17 protein-coding genes are annotated in these 24,443 nt (G+C 51.7%); 6 read left to right on the forward strand and 11 right to left on the reverse strand.

Annotation, left to right across the window (positions count from 1 at the left end):
• The first annotated feature begins 179 nt into the window (after window positions 1-179).
• Window positions 180-1,499: an outer membrane channel protein TolC gene (gene tolC, locus VFA_RS21285; protein ID WP_004729105.1), complete on the forward strand. Its 1,320-nt coding sequence runs from the start codon at window positions 180-182 to the stop codon at window positions 1,497-1,499.
• A gap of 98 nt (window positions 1,500-1,597) precedes the next feature.
• On the opposite strand, the gene hldE is transcribed toward tolC, so the two are convergent.
• From hldE to VFA_RS21300, 3 genes are all read right to left on the reverse strand, one after another.
• Window positions 1,598-3,028 carry a bifunctional D-glycero-beta-D-manno-heptose-7-phosphate kinase/D-glycero-beta-D-manno-heptose 1-phosphate adenylyltransferase HldE gene (gene hldE / locus VFA_RS21290; RefSeq protein ID WP_004729107.1) on the reverse strand — a complete coding sequence of 477 codons (1,431 nt, stop codon included), beginning with the start codon at window positions 3,026-3,028 and terminating at the stop codon, window positions 1,598-1,600.
• 62 nt (window positions 3,029-3,090) lie between these two features.
• Window positions 3,091-5,937, reverse strand: a complete 2,847-nt coding sequence (gene glnE / locus VFA_RS21295) for a bifunctional [glutamate--ammonia ligase]-adenylyl-L-tyrosine phosphorylase/[glutamate--ammonia-ligase] adenylyltransferase (protein ID WP_004729109.1) — start codon at window positions 5,935-5,937, stop codon at window positions 3,091-3,093.
• Window positions 5,938-6,038: 101 nt separating this feature from the next.
• Entirely contained in the window at window positions 6,039-7,295 is a 1,257-nt protein-coding gene (locus VFA_RS21300; protein ID WP_014204449.1) for a methyl-accepting chemotaxis protein, read from the reverse strand.
• Between the two features lie 93 nt (window positions 7,296-7,388).
• On the opposite strand from VFA_RS21300, the gene VFA_RS21305 reads away from it, so the two are divergent.
• Window positions 7,389-8,174, forward strand: a complete 786-nt coding sequence (locus tag VFA_RS21305) for a potassium channel family protein (RefSeq protein WP_038152707.1) — start codon at window positions 7,389-7,391, stop codon at window positions 8,172-8,174.
• A gap of 27 nt (window positions 8,175-8,201) precedes the next feature.
• Here the strand turns inward: VFA_RS21305 and VFA_RS21310 are convergent, their stop codons facing one another.
• Window positions 8,202-9,719 carry a CYTH and CHAD domain-containing protein gene (locus VFA_RS21310; protein ID WP_004729115.1) on the reverse strand — a complete coding sequence of 506 codons (1,518 nt, stop codon included), beginning with the start codon at window positions 9,717-9,719 and terminating at the stop codon, window positions 8,202-8,204.
• Between the two features lie 205 nt (window positions 9,720-9,924).
• Between VFA_RS21310 and VFA_RS21315 the strand changes: the two genes are divergently transcribed.
• The 3 genes from VFA_RS21315 to VFA_RS21325 all read left to right on the forward strand — a co-directional run bounded on the left by VFA_RS21315 (window position 9,925) and on the right by VFA_RS21325 (window position 12,793).
• Entirely contained in the window at window positions 9,925-10,605 is a 681-nt protein-coding gene (locus VFA_RS21315; RefSeq protein ID WP_038152709.1) for a TIGR00153 family protein, read from the forward strand.
• Window positions 10,606-10,757: 152 nt separating this feature from the next.
• Window positions 10,758-12,017 (forward strand): inorganic phosphate transporter, encoded by a 1,260-nt coding sequence (locus VFA_RS21320; RefSeq protein WP_004729118.1) that lies wholly within the window; start codon window positions 10,758-10,760, stop codon window positions 12,015-12,017.
• 167 nt (window positions 12,018-12,184) lie between these two features.
• Complete coding sequence (locus VFA_RS21325) at window positions 12,185-12,793, forward strand: TIGR04211 family SH3 domain-containing protein (protein WP_038152710.1); 609 nt, start codon at window positions 12,185-12,187, stop codon at window positions 12,791-12,793.
• Window positions 12,794-12,833: 40 nt separating this feature from the next.
• Here VFA_RS21325 and VFA_RS21330 read toward each other — a convergent pair whose 3' ends face one another.
• A complete protein-coding gene (locus VFA_RS21330; protein WP_004729121.1) occupies window positions 12,834-13,712 on the reverse strand; it encodes a general secretion pathway protein GspB in 879 nt (292 codons plus the stop codon).
• Complete coding sequence (locus tag VFA_RS21335; RefSeq protein ID WP_004729123.1) at window positions 13,712-15,304, reverse strand: ExeA family protein; 1,593 nt, start codon at window positions 15,302-15,304, stop codon at window positions 13,712-13,714. Before VFA_RS21335 ends, VFA_RS21330 begins: the two co-directional genes overlap by 1 nt.
• An 89-nt stretch (window positions 15,305-15,393) precedes the next feature.
• Between VFA_RS21335 and VFA_RS21340 the strand changes: the two genes are divergently transcribed.
• Window positions 15,394-16,608: a multifunctional CCA addition/repair protein gene (locus VFA_RS21340; protein WP_038152711.1), complete on the forward strand. Its 1,215-nt coding sequence runs from the start codon at window positions 15,394-15,396 to the stop codon at window positions 16,606-16,608.
• A gap of 69 nt (window positions 16,609-16,677) precedes the next feature.
• Here VFA_RS21340 and eno read toward each other — a convergent pair whose 3' ends face one another.
• From eno to rlmD, 5 genes are all read right to left on the reverse strand, one after another.
• A complete protein-coding gene (gene eno, locus VFA_RS21345; RefSeq protein ID WP_004729126.1) occupies window positions 16,678-17,979 on the reverse strand; it encodes a phosphopyruvate hydratase in 1,302 nt (433 codons plus the stop codon).
• Between the two features lie 80 nt (window positions 17,980-18,059).
• Window positions 18,060-19,697, reverse strand: coding sequence for a CTP synthase (locus VFA_RS21350; protein WP_004729128.1), 1,638 nt, complete (start codon window positions 19,695-19,697; stop codon window positions 18,060-18,062).
• A 205-nt stretch (window positions 19,698-19,902) separates the two neighbouring features.
• Entirely contained in the window at window positions 19,903-20,703 is an 801-nt protein-coding gene (mazG, locus tag VFA_RS21355) for a nucleoside triphosphate pyrophosphohydrolase (RefSeq protein WP_004729131.1), read from the reverse strand.
• Between the two features lie 123 nt (window positions 20,704-20,826).
• Window positions 20,827-23,052, reverse strand: a complete 2,226-nt coding sequence (gene relA / locus VFA_RS21360; protein ID WP_004729132.1) for a GTP diphosphokinase — start codon at window positions 23,050-23,052, stop codon at window positions 20,827-20,829.
• Window positions 23,053-23,116: 64 nt separating this feature from the next.
• On the reverse strand, window positions 23,117-24,439 hold the full coding sequence (rlmD, locus tag VFA_RS21365; RefSeq protein WP_004729135.1) for a 23S rRNA (uracil(1939)-C(5))-methyltransferase RlmD: 1,323 nt from the start codon (window positions 24,437-24,439) through the stop codon (window positions 23,117-23,119).
• Between the last annotated feature and the right edge of the window lie 4 nt (window positions 24,440-24,443).

The following is a 24,443-nucleotide window of genomic DNA, read 5'->3' on the forward strand; positions in this document are numbered from 1 at the left end:
AGGACCTTGCTCAACTTTTTATACAAAAGTTACATTTATATTTAAGTTAATATACGATTTTTATTGCACAAATGGACAGCTAAGTGTAAAAAAGTGCAAAGTTTCGAGTGAAATACCATCAATTTGAGTTACACTCTCGAAAGCGTAACTCCTTTCATATTCAGGCAGGAATAGGACTAATGAAAAAACTGCTTCCACTACTAATTAGTGCAACACTAGGCAGCCTAAGTGCTCAAGCATCTGCAGATGACCTTGCACAAATTTACGATCAAGCAAAACAAAACGATCCTCAACTGCTGAGTGCAGCGGCACAACGTGACGCAGCGTTTGAAGCGATCAACTCAAGCCGCAGCTCTCTTTTGCCACAAATCAATTTGACTGCGGGTTACAACATTAACCGTAGTGATGTTGATCTTCGCGATAGCGACAAACTGAGCGCAGGCATCAACTTCTCGCAAGAATTGTATGACCGTTCAAGCTGGGTTTCTCTGGACACGTCTGAGAAACAAGCCCGTCAAGCTGACGCCCAATACGCCAACACTCAGCAAAGCCTGATGTTGCGCGTGGCGCAAGCCTACTTTGACGTGTTGAGCGCGCAAGATAACTTGGAATTTGTTCGTGCGGAAAAAGCCGCCGTTGGCCGCCAACTCGAGCAAACCAAACAACGTTTTGAAGTGGGCTTGTCTGCCATCACTGACGTTCATGATGCACAAGCACAATACGATACCGTGCTGGCTGATGAAGTGCTGGCCGAAAACGCCCTGATCAACAGCTACGAGTCATTGCGTGAAATCACTGGTCAAGAACACACCAACCTGAGTGTGCTCGACACCAACCGTTTCTCCACCAGCCGCACCGCCGATTCCATGGAAGCGCTGATTGAGAAAGCACAAGAGAAAAACTTGTCTCTGTTGTCTGCACGCATCTCGCAAGATGTTGCGAAAGACAACATCTCGCTGGCAAGCTCGGGTCACTTACCTTCACTAACACTGGATGGTGGCTACAACTACGGTCGTGAATACAACGACAACTACAGCAGCTACAACACTTACCACGAAAATAACGACTTCAACATTGGTCTGAACCTGACGATTCCACTCTACAGCGGTGGTAATGTGTCGTCTCAAACCAAACAAGCGGAATACGCGTATGTCGCAGCCAGCCAAGATCTGGAAGCGGCATACCGCAGCGTGGTGAAAAACGTCCGTGCGTACAACAACAACATCAACGCGTCGATCGGTTCAGTGCGTGCGTATGAGCAATCGGTGATTTCTGCGCAGTCTGCGTTGGATGCCACTGAAGCAGGTTTTGATGTAGGTACTCGTACCATCGTTGACGTTCTTGACGCAACGCGTACACTGTACAGCGTGAAGAAAAACCTGTCTGATGCACGTTACAACTACATCATCAGCGTGCTGCAACTGCGTCAAGCGGTGGGCACACTCAGCGAGCAAGACATCGTGGATGTCAACGCTGGCCTGAAAGCCATGAAGAAATAAAGTGCCTGTTCGTCACACACTGTGTGGCGGTCAGTTCTCGTAAAAAGGGCTCACCTCGTGAGCCCTTTTTATTGTCGATGCATCATGCAGCGTTGGGATTAACCACGGCCACCTTTGATTGCTTCGATAATTTCTGTGGTTGAGCAGCCGTCTTCAAAGTTCAGCACTTGCACCTTGCCACCCGCCGCAATCACTTCTTTGCCACCCGCAATCTCTTCCGGTTTGTAATCGCCGCCTTTCACCAGCAAATCCGGTAAAACTTCAGCGATCAAACGTTGTGGCGTATCTTCAGCAAAAGGCACCACCCAATCCACCGCGCCCAAACCGGCCAATACCGCCATGCGACGCTCCGTTGGGTTCACCGGACGACCGGGGCCTTTCAGACGCTTCACCGACTCATCCGTGTTGACTGCGACAATCAAACGATCGCCCAGCTCAGCTGCATGATTGAGGTAAGAAACATGGCCCGCATGCAGAATGTCGAAACACCCGTTGGTCATCACCACTTTCTCACCGCGTGCTTGCGCTTTTTTCACCGCTTCAATCAGTGATGCTTCATCAATCACGCCAAAATCGGTATCTTTGCTGCCATGAATCGCTTCTGCCAGTTCGATGGTTGACACGGTTGAAGTCCCCAGTTTACCGACCACGACACCCGCAGCAGCATTGGCCAAAGCGCACGCTTCATCCAACGCTTTGCCCGCAGAAACTGATGCGGCCAGTACCGAAATCACGGTATCGCCTGCGCCGGTCACGTCGTACACTTCTTTGGCTTGTGTTGGCAGATGGAACGGATCCATACCACGACGCAGCAAGGTCATGCCGTTTTCGCTGCGAGTCACCAACAGGGCTTCCAGATCAAACTGTTCGATCAGGGCCTCGCCTTTGGCCACCAACTCTTCATTGGTTTTAACTTTGCCCACGACCTGTTCAAATTCAGACATGTTTGGCGTCAGCAAGGTCGCACCGCGGTAGCGTTCAAAATCAGCACCTTTCGGATCGATAAACACCGGTACACCCGCCGCACGCGCGGTTTGAATGAACTGTTGTACGTGTTCCAATGCGCCTTTGGCGTAATCGGACAGAATCACCGCTTTCACCTGTGGCAACGCCTGTGCCATGCGCGACAGAATGAGTTGTGGATCGGTGTTTTCAAATTTGTCTTCAAAATCGAGACGAATCAGTTGCTGGCCACGGCTTAAGACGCGCAGCTTCGTGATGGTTGGGTAATCAGGCAGTGCGACAAAATCGCACGTCACATTTAACGACGTGAGCTTGTCTGACAAAACCTGAGCCGGTTCATCCATCCCAGTTAAACCAATGATATGCGCCTGACCGCCGAGAGAGGCAATGTTCATCGCAACGTTCGCTGCACCGCCCGGACGCTCTTCGTTCTGCTCTACTTTTACCACAGGCACCGGAGCTTCTGGCGAGATGCGACCCGTTGGTCCATACCAATAACGGTCAAGCATCACATCGCCAATAATCAAAACCCCAGCATTGCTGTAGTCAGGTAGGATTGGTTTCATTATGGATCTCCAATATTTATGACTGGGCGGAGTGTATCACAGCCCTTTTTGTGGCTAAAGCATCAGCCCAACCACTGTTGCCAAACGCGTTTCACCTGCTCACGCTCCGTCACGAATTTCGTCTCACTGACGTCCGCGTCCTGATTGAGTAGGTTGCGGTGATGGATCTGGTTTCGCATGCTGGTGTAAGCATTCGTCAGCGCCATCGCCTGTTCTTCTTCCATGACACCTTGCGTGAGCAATGATTCAAAAATTCTCACGTTATCTGACCAACGCGTCAGCTTAGGTTTGTCATGACTGTAGCGTAGCACCAGGTACTGCGCCAAAAATTCAATGTCGGTAATGCCGCCCACATCTTGCTTGAGCATGAAGCGGCCAGCTTTTTTGCCCCCGAGGTGTTCGCGCATTTTCTGACGCATCTCGACCACCTCTTTCTTGAGCTGGTCCTCATCACGCGGCAACGACAAAATGGCGTGACGCGTGGCAAGAAACGCCTGTTGCAGCGGTTCATCGCCGTAAATGACGCGCGCCCGCACCAGCGCTTGATGTTCCCAAGTCCATGCATCTTCACGTTGATACGCTTCAAACGCATCAATCGGGCTGACCAATAAACCGGATGCGCCGGACGGACGCAAGCGAGTGTCCACATCATACAAAATGCCAGACGCGGTGCGAGTGGAGAAAATATGGATCACGCGCTGCGCCAAGCGCAAGTAAAACTGACGACCGTCGATCTCTTTCACGCCATCGGTATTGGCATCGACCGGGCAGTCGTGAATAAACACGATGTCGAGATCCGAGTTATAGCCCAGTTCCCAACCGCCCACTTTGCCATAGCCGACCACCGCAAAGCCTTTCCCAGCGCGGTCGTGAAGGTGGGTGGGTTCACCGTATTTGGCACTGACTTGCAGCCACGCCTGATGGATTACCGCTTCCACAATCGCTTCGGCAAGATAGGTTAAGTGATCGCTCACTTTCATCACCGGGAGTACGCCCGCAATGTCGGCAGCGGCAATTTTCAAAATACAAATCTGTTTAAACTGACGCAGCCCTTCCATCTGCTGCTCCATGTCATCTTCCGGAATACGGGCCAGAAAATCACGCAGCTCGGTTTTGTACCCATCCAACGCAATTGGATTGTACAGATGATGTGGGTCGATCAGCTCATCAAGCAAAATCGGGTAGCGCGCCAGTTGCTCGGAAATCATCGGGCTGGCAGTACACAAACGTACCAGTTGCGTCAGCGCCGCAGGATGTTCGTCCAGCAGTTCCAAGTACGTGGTGCGTGTGGCAATGCTGTGCAACAGCGATAACACGCGCGAGAGACCAAATTCGGCATCCGGATGGGCAAAGATGGCTTGATACACTTTAGGCATCAGACGATTGAGCACGTCTCGCCCTCGCGGGCCAATGGTGCGCTTGGCCAAATCATCTTTAAACTGAATGACGGTGGTCGCCATCGCCTCGCTTTGCGCACGTGCCAAATCATGTTCAATCACGTGTTCAATCACGTCGCGCTTGTGCGCCATGTCCCACAGCTCATGAAAGTGCGCCGCAATCGCATCGTCTTCCTCATCCCCTTCATCGCCGATGAGATTGGCAAACACCGCATGAACGCGTCCCATGTGTGCCTGTACGTCATCCAACAGCGCCTGCCAAGAGGCAAAATTCATCGCCACCGCCAAACGCAGTTGATCGTCCGCTTTGTCAGGTAACGTCTGGGTTTGCTTATCAGCCAAGGCTTGCAGCAGGTTTTCCAATCGGCGCAGGAAGCGATAGGCCTCGGTGAGCGCCGCAACTTCTTGCTCTGTGAGCAGAGCCAGCTCGCCAATCGCCTGCAGCGTTTCCAAGAGACCACGCTGACGCAGCGCAGGCTCACGGCCGCCCCGAATCAACTGGAACACTTGCGCGATAAATTCAATTTCACGAATGCCACCTGCGCCGAGCTTGATGTTGTTACTCAAGCCGCGGCGACGCACTTCGCTGCTGATCATCGATTTCATGCGGCGCAACGATTGAATCGCACTAAAGTCGATGTAACGGCGAAACACAAACGGACGCAGCATCTGGCGCAGCTCTTGATACTGCGAGTACATTTCCCGCCCCATCACGCGCCCTTTGATCATCGCGTAACGTTCCCAGTCACGCCCTTGTTCTTGATAGTAATCCTCCAGCGCCGCGTAGCTCATCACCAATGGTCCACTTTCGCCAAACGGACGCAAACGCATGTCGACGCGATAGCAGAAGCCATCAAAGGTGTGTTGATCCAACATCTTGATGATGCGCTGGCCCAAACGGGTAAAGAATTGCGCGTTGGCGATGGAACGGCGTGTACCCTGCGTTTCGCCATTTTCGGGATAGGTGAAGATCAGGTCGATATCGGAAGAGAAGTTCAGTTCCCCGCCACCGAGCTTGCCCATCCCAATGATCAACATGGGTTGTGCTTGCCCTTCGGCGTTGCACGGCGTGCCCCACTCTTGGCAACAGATGTGATACTGCCATTGATAGGTTTCAAAAATCAGCGCTTCCGCCAGTTGCGACAGGTGCTCGAGGCTCTCATCTAAAGTCCAGCTGGCGAGAAAATCACGCCACGCAATGCACACCATTTCGCGGTTGCGAAACTGGCGCAACACACGCTGGCCTTGCGTTTCATCCTGGCACTCGCTGAGGAGGACATTGAGATGTTGACGATAATGCTCACTGCGCTGCGTGCTCGCCAGCATCGCCGGTAGTTCACGACACAACCCTGCGTCACGCTGCAAGACGTCGCTGACAAATTGGCTAAAGCCGAGCACGGTTTTGAGTTGCTGTTGATAGTCGCTGTCCCAGTCGGCAATCACCGGCTGTTGCTCAAGAAGCAGTTGATACTGATGGTCGGCATGAGCCTCAAGTTTTGGCGGCAATGACATGATGCATCCTTGTCTCTACGAATAGTGTAGTTATAACAGACTTGAACCAATAAAAAACGCCCACAAATCAATTGTGGGCGTTCTTTCATCGTGTGGAACAATCAGACTTTAAACACGGTAATTTTACGATCCAACTCTTCCGCATTGCTTTGCATGATTTCGGAGGTTTCCAGCAATTCACTGACCACCGTGACCGATGCTTCCACCAGCTCACGCACATTGGTCAGATTCTGGTTCATCTCTTCCGCGACGCTGGTTTGTTGGCTGGCCGCCGTCGCGATTTGGAAATTCATGTCGTTAATTTGCTGCACTTGTTGGACGATACCATCCAATTCGCGGCCGGCATTGGTGACCAGTTCCACGCCATCGGCGGCTTCCACCACGCTTTTTTCCATCAGATCGACCGCGGAGTTGGCGCTCGCTTGCAGGTGAGAAATCATGTCTTGAATTTCCACCGTCGCGTGTTGCGTGCGCTGCGCAAGGTTACGCACTTCATCGGCCACCACCGCAAAACCGCGACCCGCTTCGCCCGCGCGCGCTGCTTCAATCGCGGCATTCAGAGCCAATAAGTTGGTTTGTTCAGAGATGCCTTGAATGGTGCCGACCACGCTGCCGATCGCCACCACGCGCTCTTCAACCTGATTCACCGCACCTGCCGATGCGGAAATGTCTTTCGACAGCTCACTCATCTTGCCGATGGTCTGTTTCACAAAACGCTGTCCTGTGCTGGCTTGGTGCGACGCATTTTCTGTGAGCGAGGAGGCATTTTGTGCATGCTCGGCCACCGTTTGAACGGTAGACGACATTTCGCTCATCGCCGTCGCCAGTTGGTCAATCTCTTGGAACTCTTCTTGCGCCGATTCTTTGGTTTCCGACATGCTCATGGTCATGACTTCGGTCAACGCTGTCAGCTCTTGCGAGGCGTTGACTTGCGTTTTGATCAGCTCTTGCAGTTGCAAACGGGTCTTTTCCAATTCGCGCGCCACGTCGCCGTACTCGTCTTTACATGCCATGCCGATCGGCTCAGACAGATCGCGACTTGCCATTTGATTGATCGCATCACTGAGGTATTGCGTCTGACGCAGCATAATGCGCGCGGCAAACAGCAGCAGCACCACAAACACCACAATCATCAACCCAGTTTGCCACACCACCTGCATCAGATACGCATCGTAATGCTTTTGTGCCACCTCAACGCTTTGTGTCGCCGCCAAGAGCGAGTCATAGAATGTGCTGGCATCTGACAACTGTTTGCCAATGATCAACGCGGTACTGAAGACCATTAACAGGATCATTTTTGGAACCAGCCGAATGTCCGTGATCACACGCTCCCACGGTTTAAAAACCATCCTCGCCATTGTCAGTTCTCCATTAAGTCTTTTATATTGAAAACATTCATGATTGATTGCCACTTTCAGGCAAGCGGCAAACTTATTTATTTCGAGCTTCGTATGAAAAACGATGATATCAAAGATGAAACCCGGCCAATGAGCTTATTGTCGCTGATCCTGTCATTCATGGCGCTATTTGTGATCTCAGGCTTGTTGTTTGTCCCGGTTGAACATGAAACGCGACAGGTTCTTATCGGCCTTGATTTTGTCATCTGTAGCATTTTTATCCTGCAACTCAGCATAGATTTGATCCGCGCCACAGATCGCGTGCAATTTCTGAAACGCCATTGGATCGATATTTTGGCCAGCATTCCGGCCATCGAGCCGTTGCGTTTTGCCCGCATCTTTCACATTTTGCGCGTGATCTTGGTGATCCGATCCGGGCGCATGGTGCTCCGCCAATTGTTGGCCAACCGCCGAGAAACCACTTTGGCGACCATTCTACTGCTATTGGTGGTGTTGCTGACGCTGGGATCGAGCATGATGCTGTTCTTTGAAACCCAAGCTCCCAACGCCAACATCACTGATGGAGGGGAAGCCTTGTGGTGGGCACTGGTGACGATCTCGACCGTGGGCTATGGCGATCATTATCCAGTGACCTTGGCCGGTAAAATTGTTGCGTCGGTGATGATCGTGTGCGGTGTGGGGATGTTCGGTATGATTTCTGGTTTGATCGCCTCGTTCCTCTCTTCACCGGATCATAGCCAAACGGCGCGCTCGGAAAATCAGGAACGCTTGATCAAGCAAATGGTGACCCAGCAACACGAGATCATTTTGCGATTGAAAGAGTTGGAAGAACGCGTCGATCGGGACCGTCAAGCGCGGGTAAACAAAAGGGATGCCTAAGCATCCCTTTCAATCGAGTGTGAGTGATTATTCACGCCAGTAAGGCGAGGTTTCCAGACTGATAATCCGCGTCTGTTCCATCGCGTGCAGGATGGAGTTCTCCTGACGGATCAACCAACGTTTGAGCTGCTCTTGCTCGTCGCTTTCCAAACGCTCCACCATGGCTTCCACGGGTTTGAGCGTCAGTAAGTCATCAATGCCGTGCAGCAAGTCCGCTAATGGCAGACGAAACGCTTGGCGCTCTTCTGGGTCGAACAGGCTGGCAAAGCTGATGCCGGTATATAGGCTGCGCATCAAACGATACTGCTGGTCGATGTATTCCTGACAAGTCAACTGGCGATCCGGCGGGAAGACCTCTTGCAACTCGGCCCACGCGCGGCTCAGTTGTTTCACCGCAAAATGATGAATGTTGAGCGCCATTTTCTCGCGCGCTTTGTCATCCAAGAACGGCTGCCAGCCACGCGTTAAAATCCAGCGACTGAGATCCAGCAGCAATCCGGTATAGCGAGCCGAGTTGAGCAGTTTTAGCATCTCCTCACGCTGCGGCAAAGCATCTTGCAGTTGCTTCAGTTCGCTGATCAGGAATTTACGTGCATCCAGTTTACGCAGCGCGTACCCTTTGTCTTCAAGCAATTCATTTAGGTAATCGTATTGCTTAAGCCACGTCAGTTCGCCTTCAAGCCATTTCAGCTCTTGGCGTAGAATGGCACTGGCGCGACGCGGCACCACCCCACCGTACACGGCCAACACCTGACGAATAAAACTGATGGCATGACTGATTTCATGCAAGGCAGGAATCGAATCACGCTCGGTGTAAATTTGCTCATGGTGATGCCAATGCGACAGCGCATGCTCCAACGAGTTAATAAAGCACGATTCCACCGTATCTTGGCTCTGCGTATTCACCAGGGCCAACGGTGCCACTTCATCTCCTTGATAGTCCGCCGCCAAGCGATACCCGCGCGCCGCTTTACTCATGTTGCCTAAACGCATGCCGCCCTGTTCACACAATTGGCGCGCGAGCGTAAATAGCGCATCGGTCTGACCGGATTTCAGCTCCAATTCCACTTCACAAATCGGCGCTTCTCGGTCACCTGCGACCACCACACCTTGGTCGAAAGCCACTTCGATTTGGCTACCATCCGGCATGCCAATCAACCATTGCTCACGGTTAAAGTTCGTCGAGAATAGTGCAACCAATTCCGATTGCAGGGTCGCCACATCACGCTCCGCCGGCCAAATGTCTGCAGGGTGCAGCGACAAATCCGGTTCATTACAATGATGTTCTGCGTTGTACTCCGGTCTTTGGTGCAAGCCTGCGACCACGCGCCCCGCCGTTTTCACGGTTTGAACAAACACGTCATCAAAACGGCGGATACGAAGTCCGATGTCATGTTGGCGTAACCAGTTGTCGGGAGAATCAAAGTAGGTATTTCCTAACTCACGACAACTATGCTGAAGTACTTTGGTTTCAGAAATTTTTTTCAGTAAAACTTCTGAAAATTCAGGAGAAACAAAAAACTTCAGTTCTATCTCGGTTTCCATAGCCATACCTTTCGAAGCAGATAGCGACAGGATATTGCCTAATAGACACCGGGGCAAGAAAGAAATATCGGCAGTTTGATGATCTAAAACAGTTTAAATGCGCCATTGAATGGGTTAACATGCGCGCCTTTATAGCCAACGCTCAACATTTCACCATAGAATGGTTTATGTTCTTTTTAGGTTATAGCAATTAGGTTGAATGACCATGCCAGTAAATACAATCATGGGGTTATTTGCAAAGTCCCCTATTAAGCCTTTGCAACGACACGTTGTGTGTGTCAATGAATGTTGCTCTCACCTCATCAACTTCTTTGAAGTTTGTGCCAAAGGTGATTGGGAAAAAGCAGCAGAAATTCGCGCACAAATTTCTCATCTTGAGAAAGAAGCTGATGTGTTAAAGCGTGAAATTCGTCTAAAACTTCCTCGCGGTTTGTTTTTGCCAGTTGATCGTACCGACATGCTCGAACTTCTGACTCAACAAGATAAACTTGCCAACCTTGCGAAAGACATCGCTGGCCGTGTTTACGGTCGTCAACTCGTTATTCCTGAGCCTCTTCAAGAAAACTTCCTTGCTTATATTAAACGTTGTCTCGATGCAGCAAACCAAGCACAGAAAGTCATCAATGAGCTCGATGAGTTATTGGAAACTGGATTTAAAGGCCGTGAAGTAACACTTGTGGCTGAGATGATCCATCAACTGGATGTGATTGAAGATGACACCGATGCCATGCAGATTCGCCTGCGCCAACAACTGATGGCGATTGAATCTACCATGAACCCAATCGATGTGATGTTCTTATACAAAATTTTTGAGTGGGTAGGTGGTATTGCCGACCAGGCACAGCGCGTTGGTGCTCGTCTGGAAGTCATGCTGTCTCGTTCTTAAATCATTAAAGTTAACCAAATAACTAAGAGCACTATTTTTCGAAAAGACCACGGATTAGGCGTTGAATATTTTCCTCGCTGATGGGCTTTTCTCGTGTCAAAAAAAGCACGATTCGAATACGCTCCGCTTGTTATAAACAACTAGGTATTACGATGGATATCCTTACGAACTACGGTACTATCCTGATTATTGTTGCTGCGATCTTCGGTTTTCTCATGGCAATTGGTATTGGCGCGAACGACGTGGCCAATGCAATGGGCACCTCCGTTGGTTCTAAAGCACTGACCGTGAAACAAGCGATCATCATCGCGATGATCTTTGAATTTGCGGGCGCCTATCTGGCGGGCGGCGAAGTTACCGAAACCATCCGTAACGGTGTTATCGAAACATCTCTTTTTGCGAGCCAACCCGACGTTCTAGTCTACGGCATGATGTCAGCACTGCTGGCAGCGGGTACTTGGCTTCTTCTCGCATCTTACATGGGCTGGCCCGTGTCAACCACGCACTCTATCATTGGTGCCATCATCGGTTTTGCTTGTGTTTCTGTGGGTACAGAAGCGGTGGACTGGGGGTCAGTTCAAGGCATCGTGGGCAGTTGGATTGTGACACCGGTAATCTCTGGTATCTTTGCTTACATCATCTTCGTCAGCGCACAACGCCTGATTTTTGATACCGAAGACCCGCTATTCAACGCGAAACGCTTCGTCCCTGTCTACATGTTCATCACCACCATGGTGATTGCACTGGTAACCATCAAGAAAGGTCTTAAACACGTGGGTCTGCACCTCTCTAGCTCTGAAGCTTGGGTGTGCGCTGCGATCATTTCTACCATCGTGATGGTGGGTGGCTACCTGTACATTCAGAAAAAATTCGCGAACCGCGATGAAGACCGCAGCTACAGTGGCGTCGAAAGCATCTTTAGTATTCTGATGGTGATCACCGCGTGTGCAATGGCATTTGCGCATGGTTCAAACGACGTCGCCAACGCGATTGGTCCCCTATCTGCAGTTGTATCGACTGTAAGCCATCTGGGTGAAGTGACTGCGAAAAGTTCTATCGCATGGTGGATTCTACCAATGGGTGGTCTGGGCATCGTGGTGGGTCTCGCTACACTGGGTCACAAAGTGATGGCAACCATCGGTACCGGTATCACCGAGCTGACACCAAGCCGTGGCTTTGCCGCTCAGCTAGCGACTGCTTCAACCGTTGTTCTCGCTTCAGGAACTGGCCTGCCTATCTCAACCACACAAACACTGGTTGGTGCGGTTCTGGGTGTCGGTTTTGCACGTGGTATCGCGGCATTGAACCTGGGCGTCGTGCGTAATATCGTGGCGTCATGGATTGTGACTCTGCCTGCAGGTGCATTGCTGGCTGTGGTCTTCTTCTACGCAATTCAGGCTGTTTTCGCATAAACCGCCACGTCAGTCGTATGTAAGCGCTTTGTCATTATTGACTCAAACGCACAGAAAGGGAGGCTTTGCCTCCCTTCTTTGTTGCACCGCATGTGGAAAGTTCTTACTATTTGGCAATCAAACACAATGGCTTTTCATGCCAAACTCGTCATAACAAGGGATTTACCGTGAAAAAACTGATCTGCATGGTGCTATTCTCCATGTTGGCTGCACCAACGTTTGCACAAGACCGCTATATTGCGGACAAATTGTTTACTTACATGCACTCAGGCCCGAGTAACCAATATCGCATTATTGGCAGTATTGATGCGGGTGAGAAAGTGAAACTCATCAACACAAACAAAGAGACAGATTACACTCAGATCGTCGACGAACGTGGCCGCACCGGTTGGGTAGAGAGCCGTTTCGTAACACGCGATGTGAGCATGGCGGTGCGCCTGCCGCAACTGGAAAAAGAACTGACTGACGTGAAGAGCAAGCTGGCGAATGCTCGTCAAAATGCCGACAGCGAAAAGGCCGGTCTGGTTGACTCTCTGGAAGTGCGTAACAAACAGATTGCTGAGCTAGAAAAGAACTACAGCGACATCAGCAAACAGCTGACCGCCTCACAAAGCGAAGTGCGTGAGCTGCGCGCCAAGCTAGACACGCAAAAAGAAGACCTGCTGCTGAAATACTTCATGTACGGTGGTGGTGTTGCAGGGGGCGGCCTGCTATTTGGCTTGGTTCTGCCACACATTATCCCTCGTCGTAAACGTAACCCGGCGGGTTGGGCATAAGCCTGATGTAAAAAACGGTCACTTCGCAGTGACCGTTTTTTTATCCGCGCCAATCGTAAAGCGCTGGAATTTCTATCTGCTGATTTCTAAACCGCACAATGGTGCTTTGCGGCTTGATTGCCACTAACTGCACCTCATCCCCCATCTTATCCCCTTCGTGATACTCGACGCCGTTGACTTTGATCCACCGCTTCACCGCATTGCTGGCGTACACGTGAGTTTGAAAGTTCATCGCCGGTAATCTCCCCGTCAACTCATCGCTGTGTTGCACCAAGGGCAGCGCTTGCGCTGTCGATGTCTCTGGTGCGCTGTGGTCTGCTTCATGATTGGCTTTAAGAATCGATTCCACTCTGGCGGCCATTTCAGGCGACAGCTGACTGAGGTCCAATTCACTCAGCGCCATCTGGCTCTGCTGCTCGACCTGTGCGTTCGAACTCGGTGCCGACTTGGCTGTCACGACTGTCGCCGTGGATTGAATCGGCTGACGCTCTTGGGCTGCGGTGGTAGTCTTTCCTTCGACGCGTTCAGGTTGCGCCTTGTTCGATTCAGTCTGATTTAGCGCAACATTCGCCACATCATCAAACTTGGATTCCTCATCAAATATCGGCACCTCAACATGGGTGCGAATGAGCGGGCCAAAGTCGGGATACGCCAATTGCTGATACGGCGCCGCCACATCAATCACCGCTGGCGGAGTAGCGGCCTGCTGCGCAATCGCAAGTTGCTGGCGTTCAATTCCTTGGTAACCGAGCACGGCAACTGTGGCCAAGCCCGGCAGTGTAAGCCACAAGGCGTGATACCAACGAAACCCTCGCTGTGGTGCGATCGCTTGCTCCATCGGCGCCATGCCCATGGCATATCCGGTGTATTGTTGATGGCTGAGCTCAGAGCGCTGCAGCGCTTTCATCACCTGAGACATTACTGCACCTCCATCAGGCGTGGGCCGTGTTGCTGCGTGAGCAAATCCAACTGACGTAGCGTCTGGCGTCCGGCAATCCCATCGACTTGCATATGCTGCCAACGCTGAAAAATTTCTACTTTGCGTTTCACCTCTTGGTCATACTCGGTGACATGGCGCTCAGGTTCGCCCAGTAAACGAGACAACTTAGCGTCTAGCAGCGTGATGGCCTCACCGCGCATGCCCGAGCGCAATGTCTGATAGAACGACGGTTGCCAGACCACGCGATACTCGCCCTGCCATAACGGCTCGATCCACTCGCGGCCAATGCGCACGCGCTGCCCTTGGATCAGCAGTTCAACGTCTTCGCCCTGCATGCGGTACAGCACGGCGTACGTGCGCAGCCCCTGCCAGTTGAGCGTCAACACCACGGGCAGATTCAATGCCGCTAAGCGTTGCCAATCCCCCATGTTCTGCTCGCACTCCAAGGACGATGACGCCGAGCGCTGACAGAAACTTTCGATCACGGACGCCTCATACCCCCAAACAGCGTACAAGGCTCTCATCGCCTGCTCACGGTCGGTGGCACCTTTCAACGCATCTTCGACCGTTTTGGGGAAAACCGTCTGCTCAGACGCTTGTACGGGCGCTGGCAATGGCCACTGCTGTTCAATCATCCGGTTAAGGTATGGCGGCATCCCATAAGCGATTGCTGCCGCCAAACCAATCCCAAGGAGCGCAGACATCACGCCGACAAGCGGAAAACGTCGCGCCCTTGCCTGCCCCTGAGGCTGATACACCGTCGACTGGAAACTCATGATTTGCGTACACGCTTGCTTTACCCGCTCCAAACTGAGGGTGCGTTCTCCGGCCTGATACGCGCTTTTCAATGCAGCATCGCACACCAGATTGATCAAACGCGGAATCCCATGAGTTTGCTGCGCAATCCATTTGGCGCTGCGCGCAGAGAACAAATGGCCGTCCCCACCAGCCTGTTGCAGGCGAAAACGAATGTAGTGCGCGGTTTCACTGATATCGAGCGGCAGCAAATGGTAACGCCCGGTGATGCGCTGCGCCAACTGACGCAACTGGGGCAATTGCAATTTGTATTGCAGTTCAGGCTGGCCAATCAAAAGTACTTTCAACAGCTTGCGGCTTTCAGTTTCTAAATTGGTGAGCAAGCGCAGTTGCTCCAGCACATCGGGCGCTAGGTGCTGCGCTTCATCAATCACCAGCAACACTTGAATGCCGTTGGCGTATTCATTGAGCAGAAACTGATACAGCACTTGGCTGAGTTGTTTGAGCGTCGCCTGCGCTGGGTATTTGATCGCAAACTCATCGCAAATCGCTTCGAGCAGCTCGCGCTCAGAAAAAGTGGGATTGAGAATAAACCCTGCGCGAGTCTGGGCGGGCAAGCCCGCTAAGATGGCTTTGGCGACCGTGGTTTTGCCAGTACCCACTTCACCGGTCAACATGGCAAAGCCACCGCCATCGCCCAGTCCGGCTTGAAGATGAGCCATCGCTTCTTTATGTCGTTGACTTAAATATAAATACCGAGAATTGGGCACAATCGAGAACGGATGTTCTATCAGGCCGAAAAATTCTGGATACATGCGCTCGTCTCTTTGAATGTCATTAGGCGCAAAGTATCATTGTGACTATGATTATCCAACGCCATAAACGTAATTATTGAGGTTCCGTGGTGCAAATTTATCTCGTGGGCGGCGCAGTTCGCGACCAATTGCTTCAGCTTCCAATATATGACAAAGATTGGGTCGTGGTGGGCAGTAGCCCAGACGCCATGCTACAGGCTGGCTTTCAGGCCGTCGGCAAAGACTTTCCGGTGTTTCTGCATCCGAAAACCCGTGAAGAGCACGCCCTAGCGCGCACGGAACGTAAAACGGGGGCGGGTTATACCGGTTTCGCCTGCCATTTTGCGCCCGATGTGACGTTAGAAGCCGATCTACAGCGCCGCGATCTTACCATCAACGCCATGGCGCAAGATCAAGACGGCACGCTGATCGACCCCTATGGTGGCCAGCGCGATCTGCATGATCGCGTGCTGCGTCATGTCTCGGAAGCGTTTGTCGAAGATCCATTGCGAGTGCTGCGGGTGGCCCGTTTTGCCGCCAAACTCGCGCATCTGGGGTTTTCCGTCGCCGATGAAACTCTGGCCTTAATGCAGCGCATCAGCGCTTCGGGTGAACTGGCACATCTGACACCAGAGCGCGTCTGGCAGGAGTGGCACAAATCGCTGTCGACGCAAAGCCCGCATATTTTTCTGCAAGTCCTGCGTGACTGCGGTGCATTGCAGATCGTACTGCCAGAACTCGACCGTTTGTTTGGTGTGCCTCAGCCTGAAAAATGGCATCCGGAAATCGATACCGGCGTACACACGCTGATGGTGGCCGAACAAGCAGCGCTGCTGTCGGAATCGCTCACGGTGCGCTTTGCCGCGCAGGTGCACGACCTCGGCAAAGGCGTGACGCCAGCCAGCGAATGGCCGAGCCACAAACTGCATTGTCATACCGGATTGAAGATCATCGAAGCGCTGTGCGCGCGCGTCAAAGTGCCAAATGAGTTTCGTGACTTAGCCTTGGCGGTGTGCGCGCAACATTCCAATGTTCATCGCGCCGCCGAACTTAAACCGGCAACCAAACTCAAAGTGCTCAATCAACTGGATGTCTGGCGTAAACCGCAGCGACTCGATGAAGTACTGCTGTGCTGCGAAGCGGACCATCGGGGACGTTTGGGGCTAGAACAGAACCCCTACCCACAAAGGGATATCTTTCTGCGCGCGTATCGCGCCGCGCTCAACGTGGATGTGCAGCAGGTGATCGCCGCAGGCTTTGGTGGCAAGCAGATTCGTGACGAGCTGGATAAGCGCCGGATCCATGCCATTCAGAATGGGGGCTAAACCCAGTGACTTAAACGCAAAAAGCCCCGCAATGCGGGGCTTTTTTAAGCGTCAACGCTAAGCTTTGAATTAAGCTTGGCCTTTCACTTCTTTCAGACCGTTGAAAGGTGCACGTTCGCCCAGTGCTTCTTCGATACGGATCAGTTGGTTGTACTTAGCAACGCGGTCAGAACGGCTCATAGAACCAGTTTTGATTTGGCCTGCTGCAGTACCTACCGCTAGGTCAGCGATAGTTGCATCTTCAGTTTCGCCTGAACGGTGAGAGATTACTGCAGTGTAACCTGCATCTTTAGCCATCTTGATTGCAGCTAGAGTCTCAGTCAGAGAACCGATTTGGTTGAATTTGATCAGGATAGAGTTAGCGATGCCTTTCTCGATACCTTCAGCAAGGATCTTAGTGTTAGTTACGAACAGATCGTCACCAACAAGTTGGATCTTGTTGCCCAGCAGTTGAGTTTGGTGTGCGAAACCATCCCAGTCAGACTCGTCCAGACCGTCTTCGATAGAAACGATTGGGAACTTCTCAACTAGCTCTGCTAGGTAGTGGTTGAACTCTTCAGAAGTGAAGGTTTTGCCTTCGCCTTTCATGTTGTAGATGCCAGCGTCTTTGTCGAAGAACTCAGATGCTGCACAGTCCATCGCTAGAGTCACGTCTTTACCCAGAACGTAGCCAGCTGCTGCAACTGCTTCTGCGATAACTTCTAGTGCTTCTGCGTTAGATTTCAGGTTAGGAGCGAAACCGCCTTCGTCACCAACTGCAGTGTTGTAACCTTTTGCTTTCAGAACTTTAGCTAGGTTGTGGAATACTTCAGAACCGATACGTACCGCTTCTTTCAGAGTTTTCGCGCCAACTGGTTGAATCATGAATTCTTGGATATCAACGTTGTTGTCTGCGTGCTCACCACCGTTGATGATATTCATCATTGGTAGAGGCATAGAGAATTGACCTGCAGTGCCGTTCAGTTCAGCGATGTGCTCGTACAGAGGCATGCCTTTAGAAGCTGCTGCTGCTTTCGCGTTTGCTAGAGATACAGCTAGGATTGCGTTTGCACCGAAGTTAGATTTGTTTTCAGTGCCATCTAGGTCGATCATGATTTGGTCAACAGTTGCTTGGTCTTTCGCATCTTTGCCCACTAGCGCTTCAGCGATAGGACCGTTTACTGCAGCGATCGCTTTCAGTACGCCTTTACCTAGGAAACGAGATTTGTCGCCATCACGCAGCTCAAGAGCTTCACGAGAACCAGTTGATGCACCTGATGGTGCAGCAGCCATACCTACGAAACCGCCTTCTAGGTGAACTTCAGCTTCAACAGTTGGGTTACCACGTGAGTCGATGATTTCACGACCTAGAACTTTAACGATCTTAGACATTAATGTTTCCTCTCATTGAATTTAAATGTCAAAACTAAACGGGTAGCCGCACAACGCAAGCCGCTACCCATATCCTTTTTTTACTTCAATTCGCCGCGCTGGAACTGACCTGCAGCTTTCACAAAGCCTGCAAACAATGGGTGACCATCGCGAGGCGTTGATGTGAATTCTGGGTGGAATTGAGCCGCGACAAACCAAGGGTGAGCCGGGTTCTCAATCACTTCTACCAGTTTCTTATCAGCAGACAAACCAGACACTTTCAGACCTGCTTTTTCAATCTGTGGACGCAGGTTGTTGTTCACTTCGTAACGGTGACGGTGACGCTCGTGAATCGTAGCGCTGCCGTACAGTTCGTAAGCTTTTGAACCTTTCGCAAGGTGACACAGCTGTGAACCCAAACGCATGGTACCACCCAGATCTGACGCTTCAGTACGTTCTTCAACGTTACCTTGCTCGTCGACCCATTCGGTGATCAAGCCTACCACAGGGTATTTGGTGTCTTTGTTAAATTCTGTTGAATGTGCACCTTCCATACCCGCGACGTTGCGCGCGTATTCGATCAGTGCGACCTGCATACCTAAACAGATACCCAGGTAAGGAATGTTGTTTTCACGTGCGTATTGCGCCGCACGAATCTTCCCTTCGATACCACGATCGCCAAAGCCACCTGGTACCAAAATCGCATCAAGACCATCAAGGATATCAGCACCTTTGGTCTCAACATCTTGAGAATCGATGTATTTAATGGTCACGCTCAGGCGGTTTTTCAGGCCTGCGTGTTTCAACGCTTCGTTCACCGATTTGTACGCATCTGGCAGTTCGATGTACTTACCGACCATACCAATCGTGACTTCACCGGTTGGATTCGCTTCTTCGTAGATCACCTGTTCCCATTCAGACAGGTCCGCTTCTGGCGCGCTGATACCAAAACGAGTACACACCAGATCATCTAGACCTTGAGAGCGGATCAGTTGAGGAATCTTGTAGATCGAATCCACGTCTTTCATGGAGATCACAGCTTTTTCAGCCACGTTACAGAACAGTGCGATTTTCTTACGTTCGTTGGCAGGGATCATGCGATCGCTACGGCAAACCAAGATATCAGGTTGAATACCGATAGACAGTAGTTCTTTCACTGAGTGTTGTGTTGGCTTCGTTTTCACTTCGCCTGCTGCGGCGAGGTAAGGAACCAGCGTCAGGTGCATGAACATCGCGTTTTCGCGGCCCACTTCGATCGCAAGCTGACGAATTGCTTCCATGAATGGCAGTGACTCGATGTCACCAACCGTACCGCCAACTTCAACGATGGCGATATCGTGGCCTTCAGAGCCAGCAATGACACGATCTTTGATCGCGTTTGTAATATGAGGGATAACCTGAATGGTTGCACCCAGGTAGTCGCCACGGCGTTCTTTACGTAGAACGTCAGCGTAAACACGACCTGCAGTGAAGTTGTTGCGCTTGGTCATTTTGGTACGAATGAAACGCTCGTAGTGACCAAGGTCTAGGTCAGTTTCCGCGCCATCTTCCGTAACGAACACTTCACCGTGTTGAGTTGGGCTCATTGTGCCTGGGTCAACGTTGATGTAAGGGTCAAGCTTCATCATGGTCACTTTAAGACCACGAGCTTCTAAAATCGCTGCAAGAGATGCTGCTGCAATACCTTTACCTAGAGAGGATACAACCCCGCCAGTAACAAAAATATAATTTGTCGTCATGTTTAACCTGAAATTGGTTGAATGAGGGAAATGGATTTCTTCTGGACGGGACGAAACTATACCAGAACCCATTTATCGCCACAACGTGAAATCTATCACACTCAGTTTTTTATTTTTTGCTTCAAATCAAAGTGAAGTTCAGGGATTTCCATTCGTTTTTATTTCACTTCCTGCGGAAGGACAACGCAACCCCCTGCAAACGCCGCTACTGCGCCTTTTCTTGGCGTTTGACGGTCTCCCACATCGCATCGAGCTCTGGCAAAGAAAAGTGTTGCAGATGTTTACCTTGCGCATGAACCTGGGCTTCCACCCCTTGAAAACGACGCACAAACTTGTGATTGGCCTTCATCAGCGCCACTTCCGGATCCTTGCCCAAATGGCGCACTAAATTGACGGTCGCAAACAGCAGATCACCCAGCTCTTCTTCCACTTTCTGTTCATCCACATCGACCTGTAGCACTTCGGCCATCACTTCATCGATCTCTTCGTGAACTTTATCCACCACCGGCCCAAGCGTTTTCCAGTCAAAGCCGTATTTCGCGCACTTTTTCTGGATTTTATTGGCCTTGGATAACGCCGGTAATGAGTGTGGTATAGAGTCTAGAATACTTTGTTCGCTTTTGCCTGCCTTGGCTTTTTCTTTGGCTTTTTCCGCTTCCCAGTTGGCATTGAGCGCCGCTTCGTCGGCAAAGCTTGCGTCGCCAAACACGTGCGGATGGCGGCGAGTGAGCTTCTCATTGACCGAATCCACCACATCACGAAACTCAAACAGTCCCTGCTCTTTGGCCAGTTGGCTGTAGAAAATCACCTGAAACAGCAAATCCCCCAACTCTTCTTGCAAATTCGGCCAATCTTGATTGTGAATGGCATCCACCACTTCAAACGTCTCTTCGATGGTGTGCGGCACAATGGTGTCGAAGGTTTGCTGTTGATCCCACGGACAGCCGGTTTGTGGATCGCGCAGGCTGGCCATGATGTGTTCAAGGTGTTCGATTGGATGAGGCATACGACAGATGTCCTTTTTCTAAAACCCGGTCTAAATATGAAAAAGGCGAGCAGATTCCCCCACTCGCCTTCAATTGATAATGATTGGCTACTTCGCTGATGGGCGCTTTAGACCACCAGAACTTTAGCCAAGCCGTTTGACCAGCATCACATCTTTGATCTGTTCGATGCGTTTCGAGACACGCTCAAACACTTCGACGCTGTTCACTTCCAGCTCAAAGTCCATGATGATGATTTGACGCTTGTAATCGCTGCGGCTCTTCATGGTGGTGACTTTCACTTTCTCGTTGCTGAGCAAGGTGGTGATGTCTTTTAGCAGCCCCACCCGCTCCATCGCTTCGATGCGCAGCGTGATGTGGTAAGTGCCCACAAACCCTCGACCCCATACGGTATCGATGATGCGTTCCGGCGCATGATGGCTCAGCTCTTCCAGCTGTTCACAGTCGCTGCGGTGCACGGAAATGCCACGCCCTTGTGTGATGTAACCTTTGATTTCATCGCCCGGAATCGGCTGACAGCAGCGCGCTAAGTGGGTCATGAGGTTATCAACCCCTTCCACCACCACCGCGTCTTTGTGTGTGCGATGCGGCGCGCCAGCGGCTCTGTTTTCACCAACCTGAAGTTTTTCAAGCACCAGCTTGTCTTCTTCTTCGGCCGTTGGTTTGTTCACCAACGCATTGATGTGGTTGACGATTTGGTTGATACGCAGATCACCGCTACCCACACCGACATACAGTTCGTCGGCGGTGTTCACGTTAAATCGTTTCAGCGCGTAGGCTTCAGCGTCTTTGAGCGTGGCACCGATTTTCACCAGTTCCGCTTCCAGAATCTCACGACCCGCTTCGAGGTTTTTCTCGCGACTCTGTTTGCGGAACCACGCGTTGATCTTGGCACGCGCACGGCCGGAATGCACAAAGCCCAGCGACGGGTTTAACCAGTCGCGCGATGGGTTGGGTTCTTTGGCGGTGATAATTTCCACCTGATCGCCCATGCGTAGTTTGTGGGTGAATGGCACGATACGACCGCCCACTTTGGCCCCGATACAACGATGGCCCACTTCAGAGTGAATGTGGTAAGCGAAATCCAGTGGCGTCGCGCCCATCGGCAGATCGACCACATCACCGCGTGGCGTAAAGGCATACACGCGATCATCAAACACCTGACTGCGCAGTTCATCCAGCATTTCGCCAGAATCGGACATCTCTTCTTGCCAATCGAGCAGTTTACGCAACCACGTAATTTTCTCGTCGTAGCCACTACGGCCGCTGCTGGCGCCTTCTTTGTATTTCCAGTGCGCCGCCACCCCCAGCTCCGACTCTTCGTGCATCTGCTTGGTGCGGATCTGAATCTCGATGGTCTTGCCTTCCGGCCCCAAAATCACCGTATGGATCGACTGATAGCCGTTGGGTTTCGGATTGGCCACGTAGTCGTCAAACTCACTTGGCAAGTGACGATATTTGGTGTGCACCACGCCCAGCGCCGCATAACAATCTTGCAGTTTGTCGGCGATGATGCGAACCGCGCGCACGTCGAACAGTTCGTCAAATGCGAGGTTTTTCTTCTGCATCTTGCGCCAGATGCTGTAGATGTGTTTCGGACGGCCACTCACTTCCGCGTTGATGCTGGAGACGCTCATCTCGTTACGCAGATCGTTGACGAAATCACGAATGTACTGCTCGCGCACAATGCGGCGCTCAGAGAGTTGCTTGGCGATTTGTTTGTAGGTATCCGGCTGCTGATAACGGAAAGCGTAATCTTCGATTTCCCATTTGAGCTGACCAATGCCCAAGCGGTTTGCCAGCGGCGCGTAGATGTTGGCACACTCTTTCGCGGCCGCGCGGCGGACCTCATCTGGCTGATCTTTCACTTCACGCAGGTTACAGATGCGTTCAGCCAGCTTGATGACCACGCAGCGGAAATCATCCACCATCGCGAGCAACATGCGGCGCACGTTATCGACCTGCGCCGAGGCTTCGCTGCCTTGGACCGTGACATTCAACTGGCCGATGGCGGCCATCTCTTCCACGCCGTTGATCAGCTTAATGATCTCTTTGCCGTAATGTTCTTCCAGCTCTTCACGATCCAGTAAGCCGCTGGTCGCAATTGGAAACAGCACCGCCGCCACTAATGTGGGGCGATCCATCGAGAGCGTGATCAGAATTTCGATCATCTCGCGACCGCGCCACAACAAAAGTGGCCCCTGAGGGTTGCCTTCCAGCAGGTGTTCGCACTGGCGATACACCTCGGTCAGCTTCGCGGAGGTTTTTGGCTCCTGGTGCAGACTAGAAATCCATTTTTCTAGCTCAAACTGTTCGTCTGGGTTTAAGTGTGCGCTACGTACCGCAACCATGGGATTATCCTAATTCTTATATTTTGTGGTATTCGACTCCCTTCCGCTCCCGGAAGTTCGACGCTTACCGATTTTTTACAAACAAAGCCATCGATTCCAGATGACTGGTATGAGGGAACATATCAAGCATTCCCAATTTCACCAACTGGAATCCCTGGCTCAGCAAGCTTTGGCTGTCACGAGCAAGCGTAGCAGGATTACACGAGACGTAAACCACGCGTTTGGCGCCCAAAGCCGCCAACTGGTCAACAATCCCTGCCGCACCAGCTCGGGCCGGGTCGAGTAGTACTTTATCAAATTTTTCCGCTGCCCACGTCTCGCCAGTCATATCTTGTTCCAAATTCGCCTGATAAAACGAGACGTTATGCAGATCATTGCGCGTGGCATTGGCCTTGGCTCGCTCGACCATGTCGTCAATCCCTTCAACACCCACGACCTGTTTGGCAAGCTTGGCCAGTGGCAAACTAAAGTTACCCAAACCACAGAACAGATCTAACACGCGCTCTTCGGGGGTAACCGCCAACCACGCCAGCGCTTGGGCAACCATGGCTTGATTAACCGGCTGATTGACCTGAATAAAGTTGCTGGGCAAAAACGGAATCGTCACCCCCACTTCACCATAGACGGCGCCTTCACCGCAAACGTGCTCCAGTGACTCGCTGCTGGGCATGCGATACAGCGTGAGGTCGTGCTGAGCGGCAAACGCCTCCAATGCGCTTTGGTCTTTGGCGGCCAGTGGCGCCAAGTGACGCAACACCAACACACGCGTGTTGTCGGCTTTGACCAATTCAACGTGGCCCAATTGCTCCGGATGCGCAAAGCCGCTCAGCAATGCGTGCAGCGCTGGCAACAGAGCATTCAAGCTCGGTTCGAGCACCGCACAGTCGGTGACGGTGACAATGCTCTTGCTCTGCTTGCGACGAAAACCAAACTGCAGCTGCTGCGTTTTTTTATCCCAAAGCAGGCTCAGGCGCGCGCGGCGGCGATAACCGGTATCGCAAGCACTCACCGGCGGCGACAACGCCAGTTGCTGACCGGCAAATTTAGCCATCAGTTGGCTGAGCGCCTGTTGCTTGTGTTCAATTTGCGCAGCGTGCGCCAGATGCTGTAAGTCGCAGCCGCCGCACTCGGCGTAATGCGGGCAAAACGGCGTGACCCGTTGCGCGCTGGGTTTCAGCACCTTAATCAGCTTGGCGCGAGCAAACTTACTTTTGCTTTCGGTCAGTTGCATCAGCACGTCTTCACCGGGCAACGCGCCCTCAATGAACACCGGTTTACCGTCGTGATACGCAATGCCTGCGCCTTGATGATCGAGTTTCGTCACCGCGACGGATTGGTGTTTCTGATTGAGGGTGGTTTTCTTTTTCGGTTGGAAAAAACGTGCCATGCTC

It is taken from the genome of Vibrio furnissii CIP 102972 (genome assembly GCF_000176175.1).
In the GTDB taxonomy this organism is placed as follows: Bacteria; Pseudomonadota; Gammaproteobacteria; order Enterobacterales; family Vibrionaceae; genus Vibrio; species Vibrio furnissii.

Excerpts from the sequence above, each read along its gene's own strand:
- tolC (WP_004729105.1), top strand. The coding sequence starts at position 180 with ATGAAAAAACTGCTTCCACTACTAATTAGTGCAACACTAGGCAGCCTA.
- hldE (WP_004729107.1), bottom strand. The coding sequence starts at position 3,028 with ATGAAACCAATCCTACCTGACTACAGCAATGCTGGGGTTTTGATTATT.
- glnE (WP_004729109.1), bottom strand. The coding sequence starts at position 5,937 with ATGTCATTGCCGCCAAAACTTGAGGCTCATGCCGACCATCAGTATCAA.
- VFA_RS21300 (WP_014204449.1), bottom strand. The coding sequence starts at position 7,295 with ATGGCGAGGATGGTTTTTAAACCGTGGGAGCGTGTGATCACGGACATT.
- VFA_RS21305 (WP_038152707.1), top strand. The coding sequence starts at position 7,389 with ATGAAAAACGATGATATCAAAGATGAAACCCGGCCAATGAGCTTATTG.
- VFA_RS21310 (WP_004729115.1), bottom strand. The coding sequence starts at position 9,719 with ATGGAAACCGAGATAGAACTGAAGTTTTTTGTTTCTCCTGAATTTTCA.
- VFA_RS21315 (WP_038152709.1), top strand. The coding sequence starts at position 9,925 with ATGCCAGTAAATACAATCATGGGGTTATTTGCAAAGTCCCCTATTAAG.
- VFA_RS21320 (WP_004729118.1), top strand. The coding sequence starts at position 10,758 with ATGGATATCCTTACGAACTACGGTACTATCCTGATTATTGTTGCTGCG.
- VFA_RS21330 (WP_004729121.1), bottom strand. The coding sequence starts at position 13,712 with ATGTCTCAGGTGATGAAAGCGCTGCAGCGCTCTGAGCTCAGCCATCAA.
- VFA_RS21335 (WP_004729123.1), bottom strand. The coding sequence starts at position 15,304 with ATGTATCCAGAATTTTTCGGCCTGATAGAACATCCGTTCTCGATTGTG.
- eno (WP_004729126.1), bottom strand. The coding sequence starts at position 17,979 with ATGTCTAAGATCGTTAAAGTTCTAGGTCGTGAAATCATCGACTCACGT.
- VFA_RS21350 (WP_004729128.1), bottom strand. The coding sequence starts at position 19,697 with ATGACGACAAATTATATTTTTGTTACTGGCGGGGTTGTATCCTCTCTA.
- mazG (WP_004729131.1), bottom strand. The coding sequence starts at position 20,703 with ATGCCTCATCCAATCGAACACCTTGAACACATCATGGCCAGCCTGCGC.
- relA (WP_004729132.1), bottom strand. The coding sequence starts at position 23,052 with ATGGTTGCGGTACGTAGCGCACACTTAAACCCAGACGAACAGTTTGAG.
- rlmD (WP_004729135.1), bottom strand. The coding sequence starts at position 24,439 with ATGGCACGTTTTTTCCAACCGAAAAAGAAAACCACCCTCAATCAGAAA.